3 protein-coding genes and 3 pseudogenes are annotated in these 9,665 nt (G+C 65.0%); all 6 read left to right on the forward strand.

What is annotated here, in order from left to right; genetic code table 11:
* Nucleotides 1-503: 503 nt before the first annotated feature.
* The 6 genes and pseudogenes from dnaN (at nt 504) to gyrA (ending at nt 9,549) form a co-directional block, all read left to right on the forward strand.
* Nucleotides 504-1,628, forward strand: coding sequence for a DNA polymerase III subunit beta (gene dnaN / locus G205_RS05535; RefSeq protein WP_009357111.1), 1,125 nt, complete (start codon nt 504-506; stop codon nt 1,626-1,628).
* A gap of 66 nt (nt 1,629-1,694) precedes the next feature.
* Nucleotides 1,695-2,578 (forward strand): annotated as a pseudogene (gene gnd, locus G205_RS05540) (phosphogluconate dehydrogenase (NAD(+)-dependent, decarboxylating)).
* Nucleotides 2,579-2,623: 45 nt separating this feature from the next.
* Nucleotides 2,624-3,832 (forward strand): DNA replication/repair protein RecF, encoded by a 1,209-nt coding sequence (recF, locus tag G205_RS05545; protein ID WP_009357112.1) that lies wholly within the window; start codon nt 2,624-2,626, stop codon nt 3,830-3,832.
* A complete protein-coding gene (locus tag G205_RS05550; protein ID WP_009357113.1) occupies nt 3,816-4,376 on the forward strand; it encodes a DciA family protein in 561 nt (186 codons plus the stop codon). Before recF ends, G205_RS05550 begins: the two co-directional genes overlap by 17 nt.
* 359 nt (nt 4,377-4,735) lie before the next feature.
* A pseudogene (gene gyrB / locus G205_RS05555) lies at nt 4,736-6,819 on the forward strand (DNA topoisomerase (ATP-hydrolyzing) subunit B).
* Between the two features lie 54 nt (nt 6,820-6,873).
* Nucleotides 6,874-9,549, forward strand: a pseudogene (gene gyrA, locus G205_RS05560) (DNA gyrase subunit A).
* The last annotated feature ends 116 nt before the right edge of the window (nt 9,550-9,665 follow it).

Here is a 9,665-nt window from a genome sequence, read left to right on the forward strand (position 1 = left end):
ACAGGTGCATGTGGATAAGGCTGTGGATAGTTAAGGGGACAACCGCGGTTAATGGGCTTAAAACCCTTAAGCCGCCTGTGGATCGCGAAAACGGCGAAAATTTCTGTCCCCATCCACACCCTGTTTAAAACCTGCTCCACCCACAGTCCATGAACAGGGCTTAACCGCTCGAACGCAGGCTGAAGCACGGTTATCCACAGTTTCCACAGCAGTTATTAACACTACTAATCCCAAAAAATCGAAGTCCCTCAAACAACAAGATCGATCTGCACACCTCTGCCGGGCGGGCCGGGCGGCCCGGACCCCTTGAGGCCGGACTGGGGGATGGGTTAATCGCGGATGTTCCGGCTAAGCTGTCAGCAGCGCTCCCATCCCTGGGTCCGTGCGTGGTCCGCCGAGTGCAAACCATGCGCCAAACAGGGCGGGGACAACACTTTCCAGGGACTCCTACCGCGGGAGTGCCGGAACCCAAACGCAGCAGCAATGAAAGGCGGCACCCTTCCGTGAAGTTCAGAGTCGATCGGGACGTCCTGGCAGAAGCCGTCACCTGGACAGCCCGGTCCTTGTCTCCGCGGCCGCCCGTACCCGTCCTGTCCGGCCTCCTCCTGAAGGCCGAAGCCGGCACCGTCAGCCTCTCGAGCTTTGACTACGAGACCTCCGCGCGGCTCGAAATTGCCGCGGACATCCGGGACGAAGGCACCATCCTGGTGTCAGGCCGGCTGCTGGCGGATATCTGCCGCAGCCTTCCCTCCGCTCCGGTCGACGTCGAAACCGACGGCAACAAAGTGACGCTCACCTGCCGCCGAAGCAGCTTCCACCTGGCCACCATGCCTGAGGCCGAGTACCCGCCCCTGCCCGCGCTTCCCGCGATCAGCGGCACAGTCCCCGGCGATGCCTTTGCCCAGGCTGTTTCCCAGGTGATCATCGCCGCGAGCAAGGACGACACCCTCCCCATCCTCACGGGTGTCCGGATGGAGATCGAAGACGACCTGATCACCCTCCTGGCCACGGACCGGTACCGGCTCGCCATGCGCGAAGTCCCGTGGAAGCCGGTGACGCCGGGTATCTCCACCAGCGCCCTGGTCAAGGCGAAAACCCTCAACGAGGTCGCCAAGACACTCGGCAACAGCGGGGACATCAACCTTGCACTCTCCGACGACGACAGCCGCCTGATCGGCTTCGAAAGCGGCGGGCGAACCACCACCTCGCTGCTGGTGGACGGCGATTACCCGAAGATCCGCTCACTGTTCCCGGAATCAACCCCCATCCATGCCACCGTGCAAACCCAGGAACTGGTTGAGGCAGTCCGCCGTGTTTCGCTCGTGGCCGAGCGGAACACCCCGGTACGGCTGGCCTTCACGGAAGGCCAGCTGAACCTCGACGCCGGCACCGGTGAGGACGCGCAGGCTTCGGAGGAGCTGGAAGCACAGCTTTCCGGGGACGACATCACCGTGGCCTTCAACCCGCACTACCTGGTGGAAGGCCTGAGCGTGATCGAAACCAAGTTCGTCCGGTTCTCCTTCACCTCGGCGCCGAAGCCGGCCATGATCACGGCCCAGGCGGACGCCGACGGCGAGGACCAGGACGACTACCGCTACCTGGTGATGCCGGTCCGCCTCCCTAACTAGTCCCCATCGGCTCGCCGATGGGCCCCAACCACCGCCACCCATTCACCGCGCAGAAAAGAGTTCCTGATGCACATTGGACTGATTGGCCTTGGCAAAATGGGATTCAACATGCGCGAGCGGCTTCGCAAAGGCGGGATCGACGTCACGGGCTACGACCGCAACCCGGACATCAGCGATGTTGCCTCCGTGGACGAGCTGCTCGCCGCAGTCCCCGTCCCCAGGCTGATCTGGGTGATGGTCCCCGCCGGCGCGATTACGGATGCGGTCATCACCGAGCTGGCGGACAAGCTGGACCAGGGCGACCTGGTGATCGACGGCGGCAACTCCCGCTTCACCGAGGACCAGAAGCACGGCGAAATCCTTGCTGCCAAGGGCATCCGCTTCGCCGACTGCGGCGTCTCCGGCGGTGTCTGGGGCCTGCAGAACGGCTACGGCCTGATGGCAGGCGGGGATGCGGCTGACATCGAACGCGCACTGCCCGTGTTCGATGCCCTGCGCCCCGAGGGGGAACGAGCGGACAGCTTTGTCCACGTTGGCGGGGTCGGTGCCGGTCACTACGCAAGATGGTCCACAACGGAATCGAGTATGGCCTGATGCAGGCCTATGCCGAGGGCTACCAGCTCCTTGCATCCAAGGACATCATCAACGACCTGCCCGGCACTTTCCGCGCCTGGCAAAAAGGCACGGTGGTGCGGTCCTGGCTGCTTGACCTGCTGGTCAAGGCGCTGGAGGAGGACCCGGGCCTGCAGAACATTGATGACTACGTGGAGGATTCCGGCGAGGGGCGCTGGACTGTGGAAGAAGCAATCGCCAACGCAATTCCTGCCCCGGCCATCACCGCCGCACTGTTCGCCCGCTTTGAGTCCAGGGAGGACAGTTCACCCGCCATGAAGATGGTGTCCGCCCTCCGCCACCAGTTCGGCGGACACGCAACCCGTCCTGCCAAGTAGCACCCACCGGGGACCGCCGTTGTCCCCAGAATTGTCGAAACCCGCGTGTACCTGGAACACCTCTCCCTGACCGATTTCCGCAGTTACGCCCAGGTGGACCTTGCCCTGGAGCCGGGCGTCACCGTCCTGGTGGGATACAACGGCATCGGCAAGACCAACCTGATGGAAGCCATCGGGTACCTCGCCACGCTCAGTTCCCACCGGGTCAGTTCCGATGCCCCCCTGCTCCGGTTCGGGACCGACCGGGCGCTGGTCCGTGCACGGCTGGTCCGCGGGGACCAGACCACCATCCTGGAGCTTGAGATCAACGCCGGCCGCGCCAACCGCGGGCGGATCAACCGCAGCAATCCCGTCCGGGCCAGGGACCTGCTGGGGATTTGCCAGACAGTCCTGTTCGCTCCCGAGGACCTTGCCCTGGTGAAGGGCGATCCCGCCAACCGCCGGCGGTTCCTGGACGAACTGCTGGCCAGCCTCATTCCACATCATGCCGCCACGCGCAGCGACTACGACCGGGTGCTGAAACAGCGCAACGCCCTGCTCAAGTCGGCACGGTCCGGGAAATTCACCTCCGGACACGAGGCAACCCTGGATGTGTGGGACCAGCACATGGCACGCGCCGGCGCCGAGCTCCTCCACGCACGCCTTGAACTGGTGGAACGCCTCCGGCCGCACCTTGCCCGCGCCTATGCGGAACTGACTGACGCATCCAAGCCAGCCGATGCCACCTATCGATCCACACTCCAGAACCAGATGGACGACGACGGCGCCCCCCTGGCAGGTGCGCCGCGCGGAGTGCCGGGAGACGCCGTCGGGACCGAGGACCTGCGCAGGCTTTCCGTCGAACAGCTCACGGAACGGTATGTCCTCGCCTTCGCTGAGTCACGGAAGAAGGAACTGGAACGGGGCATTTCGCTGGTGGGACCGCACCGCGATGAACTGGAACTTGTCCTGGGGCAGGCCCCGGCCAAGGGCTATGCGTCGCACGGCGAAACCTGGTCCATGTGCCTGTCCCTGCGCCTGGCCTCCTACTACGTGATGCTCGACGACGCCCGCACCGGTGGTTCTGCACCGATCCTGATCCTTGACGACGTTTTTGCCGAACTGGACGTCCAGCGCAGGCGTAAACTGGCGGCAATAGTCTCCGGCGCGGAACAGGTCCTGGTGACCGCCGCCGTCGACGCCGATATCCCGGAAGAGCTGTCCGGCCGGCGGGTGAAAGTCATCCCGGGAGGTATTGATGAGCAGGGACGGTGACCACGGCGGCGGGCTGCAGCCCGGCCGCGATCCCGACAGCATCGATGCGCCGCAGGCAGCGCTGAACAGGATGCGCGAGGCCGCGGCTGCCCGGGGCGAAGTCCGCCGGAAGGCCGTTCGGCCGGGTTCTTCCAAAGCCAGGGGCGGAATCCGGGATACCCGCGGTTTCAGCCAGTTCCATTCCACCGGCCGCGATCCCCTGGGCCTTGGCAAGGTGGTGGGACGCCTCGTGGCTGAACGCGGCTGGACGTCGCCGGTGGCCGTGGGTTCCGTCATGGCGGAATGGCCTGCCCTCGTGGGCCCGGAGATTTCCGCGCACTGCACCCCTGAGAGCTTCACGGACACTACCCTGCACGTCAGGTGTGATTCCACGGCATGGGCCACCCAGCTCCGGCTGCTCAGCACCAGCCTGCTGGAGAAATTCCGCGTGGAACTCGGCGACGGGGTGGTCACCAGCATCCAGGTCCTGGGCCCCTCCGCGCCCAGCTGGCGCAAGGGCGGACGGACCGTCAATGGCCGCGGACCACGGGACACCTACGGATAGCCTCCGGCCGGACTATTGAAAATGCTCCCAACGCCGTGTAGAGCGCTGGAAGGGCCGGTGGGTGTATAGGCCCCCGGGGACGGTCCTTTTGGGGCGCCCTAGGCGCGGCCAGCGGCCGTCCACAGCCATGCAGCTTCCCGTCCACGGCCCCGGAATGCGGGAATATGGGCTGTTTCCCGGTAGAATCGTTGTAGATAACTGGGCGCGGGTGAAACGTTGACTGCGTCCGCACCCGGGTGCGGACCCCCACCGTCAGCAAGCCACCCGCGCCATAAGTTTGTGCCTGTTGGCGGGTGCCTTTTCCGGATGGAGGAGGAATCAGCCGGCCATCATCGAGAACAGAGGAGTCGACAGCGCCTGTGGCTAACGACAATACAGATCTGGCAGTTGAACCCGTAGTCGAGGATGCCCGTACGCCTGATACTCCGGCGGAATCTGCGAAGCCGCGCGAATACGGGGCCAGCGACATCACTGTCCTTGAAGGTCTGGAAGCCGTCCGGAAACGTCCCGGCATGTACATCGGCTCCACCGGCCCGCGGGGGCTCCACCACCTGGTCTACGAAGTGGTGGACAACTCCGTCGACGAAGCCCTCGCCGGCTACTGCACGCACATCGAGGTGGTCCTCCAGGCCGACGGCGGCGTCAAGGTTGTGGATGACGGCCGCGGTATTCCCGTGGACATGCACCCCACCGAGCACAAGCCCACCGTCGAAGTGGTCATGACCATCCTGCACGCCGGCGGCAAGTTCGGTGGCGGCGGTTACGCAGTGTCCGGCGGCCTCCACGGCGTGGGTATCTCCGTTGTCAACGCACTGTCCAGCCGGTGGATACCGAGGTCCGCCGGCAGGGCCACGTCTGGCGCATGTCCTTTGCCAACGGCGGAAAGCCCCAGGGCAGCCTGGTCAAGGGCGAGGAAACGGACCGCACCGGTACCAGCCAGACGTTCTACCCGGACCCGGAAATCTTCGAGACCACCGAGTTCGATTTCGAGACCCTCCGTGCCCGTTTCCAGCAGATGGCGTTCCTCAACAAGGGCCTGCGCATCACGCTGACGGATGAGCGCACGCCTGCCGCTGACGACGCCGACGCCGACCTGGACCTTGATGCCATCGCCACCGAGGGCGAGGTCAGTGCCGAACACCGGACCGTGGTGTACCAGTACGACGACGGCCTGCTGGACTACGTCAAGCACCTGAACTCCGGCAAGAAGGTGGATGTGGTCCACGAGGACGTCATCGCCTTCGAAACCGAGGACACCGAGCGCAAGATCGCCGTGGAAATGGCGATGCAGTGGACCAGCGCCTACTCCGAAAGCGTCCACACCTACGCCAACACCATCAACACCCACGAGGGCGGAACCCACGAAGAGGGTTTCCGCGCTGCGCTGACCTCGCTGATCAACCGCTACGCGCGCGAGAAGAGCATCATCAAGGAAAAGGATGACAACCTCACCGGCGACGACATCCGCGAGGGCCTGACAGCCGTCATTTCGGTCAAACTGTCCGAGCCCCAGTTCGAAGGCCAGACCAAGACCAAACTCGGCAACTCCGAGGTCAAGGGCTTCGTCCAGCGCGTGGTCACCGACGGCCTGGGTGACTGGCTGGAACGCAACCCCGGCCCGGCCCGCGACGTGATCCGGAAAGCCATCTCCGCCGCGCAGGCCCGCATGGCGGCGCGAAAGGCACGCGACAACGCGCGCCGCAAGAGCCCGCTGGAATCGTTCGGCATGCCCGGAAAGCTCTCGGACTGCTCCTCCAAGGATCCGGAGAAGTGCGAGGTCTACATCGTGGAGGGTGACTCGGCAGGCGGTTCCGCCAAGCGCGGGCGCAACCCCGAGACCCAGGCGATCCTGCCGCTGCGCGGAAAGATCCTCAACGTGGAGCGCGCCCGCCTGGACAAAGCCCTGGGCAACGCCGAAGTCCAGTCCATGATCACCGCCTTCGGCACCGGCATCGGCGAGGACTTCGACCTCTCCAAGCTCCGGTACCACAAGATCGTCCTGATGGCCGATGCCGACGTGGACGGCCAGCACATCACCACCCTCCTGATGACGCTGCTGTTCCGCTACATGCGTCCCCTGATCGAGAACGGCTACGTGTACCTGGCACAGCCGCCGCTGTACCGCATCAAGTGGTCCAACGCGGCGCACGACTACGTCTACAGCGACCGTGAACGCGACGCCAAGCTGGTGGCCGGCCAGGCCGCGGGCCGCAGGATCCCCAAGGACAACGGCATCCAGCGCTACAAGGGCCTGGGCGAAATGGACTACACCGAGCTGTGGGACACCACCATGGACCCGGACAACCGGACGCTGCTGCAGGTCACCATGGACGACGCCCTCGCCGCGGACCAGATCTTCTCCGTCCTCATGGGCGAAGACGTGGAGTCCCGCCGGAACTTCATCCAGCAGAACGCCAAGGACGTCAGGTTCCTGGATATCTAGGGCACGGCCCAAGATATTCGGACTTAGACATATACCTGAAACGGAAATAAATAAATGAGCGACGAAACACCCGAGAACCCGGCTCCCGACGCCGGAAACCCGGACACCGTTCTTGAGGGCGACGTGCTGGTTGACCGCGTGGAGCAGGTTGACCTGCAGACGGAAATGCAGCGGTCCTACCTGGACTACGCCATGGCCGTCATCGTGGGCCGTGCCCTTCCCGACGTCCGTGACGGGCTCAAGCCCGTCCACCGCCGCGTGCTCTACGCAATGTTCGACGGCGGCTACCGCCCCGACCGTTCCTTCAACAAATGCGCCCGTGTGGTGGGCGAGGTCATGGGCCAGTACCACCCCCACGGCGACACCGCCATCTACGACGCCCTGGTCCGCCTGATCCAGGACTGGACCATGCGCTACCCGCTGGCGCTGGGCCAGGGAAACTTCGGTTCCCCGGGGAACGACGGCGCGGCCGCCCCGCGTTACACCGAAACCAAGATGGCCCCGCTGGCCATGGAGATGGTCCGGGACATTGACGAGGAAACCGTCGACTTCCAGGACAACTACGACGGCAAGAACCAGGAACCCACCATCCTGCCGGCGCGGTTCCCCAACCTGCTGGTTAACGGCTCGTCCGGCATCGCCGTCGGCATGGCCACCAACATTCCGCCGCACAACCTCCGGGAAGTGGCCGACGGCGTGCAGTGGTACCTGTCCAACCCCGGCGCCAGCCGCGAGGACCTGCTGGAGCAGCTCCTGCTGCGCGTCAAGGGCCCCGATTTCCCCACCGGCGCCACCATCCTGGGCCACAAGGGCATCGAGGACGCCTACCGGACGGGCCGCGGCTCCATCACCATGCGTGCCGTGGTGAACGTCGAGGAACTGCAGGGCCGCACCTGCCTGGTGGTCACCGAACTGCCTTACCAGGCGAACCCGGACAACCTGGCCATCAAGATCGCCGAACTGGTCAAGGACGGCAAGATCCAGGGCATCGCCGACCTCCGGGACGAGACGTCCGGCCGCACCGGCCAGCGCCTGGTGATCGTCCTCAAGCGGGATGCCGTGCCCAAGGTTGTGCTGAACAACCTCTACAAGCACACCGAACTGCAGAGCAACTTCTCCGCCAACATGCTTGCCATCGTTGACGGTGTACCGCGCACCCTGAGCCTGGACGCCTTCATCCGGCACTGGGTCACGCACCAGCTGGATGTCATCGCACGCCGGACCCGCTACCGGCTCCGGAAGGCGGAGGAGGAAGCACACATCCTCCGCGCCCTGCTCAAGGCACTGGACATGCTCGATGAGGTCATCGCCCTCATCCGTGCCTCCAGCACCACCGAGGCGGCACGCGACGGCCTGATGGAACTGCTGGACATCGACGAGCTCCAGGCCCGGGCCATCCTGGACATGCAGCTGCGCCGCCTCGCCGCCCTGGAACGCCAGAAAATCCAGGACCGGCACGCGGAACTCGAAGCACTCATCGCCGAATACAACGAGATCCTGGGCTCCGAGCAGCGCCAGCGGGAAATCATCAGCACAGAACTCGGCGAGATCGTGGACAAGCACGGCGACGACCGGCGCACCAAGATCCTCATGGGCTACGACGGCGACATGTCCATGGAGGACCTCATCCCCGAAGAGGAGATGGTGGTCACCATCACCCGCGGCGGCTACGTCAAGCGCACCCGCAGCGACAACTACCGGTCCCAGCAGCGCGGCGGCAAGGGCATCAAGGGTGCCCAGCTCCGCGGCGACGACGTGGTGGAGCACTTCTTCGTCACCACCACGCACCACTGGCTCCTGTTCTTCACAAACCTGGGCCGGGTGTACCGTGCCAAGGCCTACGAGCTGATGGAAGCCGGACGCGACGCCAAGGGCCAGCACGTGGCCAACCTGATGGCCTTCCAGCCCGATGAACACATCGCCCAGGTGCTTGACCTCAAGGACTACCAGCAGGCCCCCTACCTGGTCCTCGCCACCAAGCGCGGCCTGGTGAAGAAGACCCGGCTGGAAGACTACGACACCAACCGGTCCGCCGGCGTCATCGCCATCAACCTGCGCGACGGCGACGAACTGGTGTCCGCGCAGCTGGTGTCCGAGACGGACGACCTGCTGCTGGTTTCCCGCAAGGCCAGTCCATCCGCTTCACCGCCACCGAGGATGCGCTCCGGCCTATGGGCAGGGCCACCTCCGGCGTCACCGGCATGAAGTTCCGTGAAGACGACGAGCTGCTGGCCGCCAACGTGGTCACCGACGGTTCCTACGTGTTCATCGTGACCGAGGGCGCTACGCCAAGCGGACCGCGGTGGAGGAATACCGCCTGCAGGGCCGCGGCGGCCTGGGCATCAAGGTGGCCAAGCTGGCGGAGGAACGCGGCGACCTGGTAGGAGCACTCATCGTCCAGGAGGAAGATGAGGTGCTGGTGGTCATGGAGGGCGGCAAGGTTGTCCGGTCCTCGGTGGCCGGCGTCCCCGCCAAGGGGCGCGACACCATGGGCGTCATCTTCGCCAAGCCGGACAAGAACGACCGGATCATCGAAGTGGCACGCAACAGTGAACGGGGCCTTGAGGCGAGGAATCGCCGGAGGATGACGTAACGTTGGCTGAAGATGGCGGGGCCCCTGGGGAGTCCGCCGGGCCAGGAATGGCAGACGAATCACCGGCCGTTGAGTCAGAGGACGCCTCGGGCGACGCTGAGCCGAACGAAGACACCACGGAGGTAACGAGTGAGTAATCCCGACTCATTTCCCAAGCCGAGCAGCACTGTTCCCGACGGAAACCGGCCCTCAGCCGCTCCCCGCGTGAACGCCCCGGTTCGTCCGCAGCAGCGGCCGGCAGCGCCTGCCGCCG

Source organism: Arthrobacter nitrophenolicus (assembly GCF_000332815.1).
Lineage (GTDB): Bacteria > Actinomycetota > Actinomycetes > Actinomycetales > Micrococcaceae > Arthrobacter > Arthrobacter nitrophenolicus.

Coding starts and splice junctions, on each gene's coding strand:
- G205_RS05550 (WP_009357113.1), top strand. CDS start 3,816: ATGAGCAGGGACGGTGACCACGGCGGCGGGCTGCAGCCCGGCCGCGAT.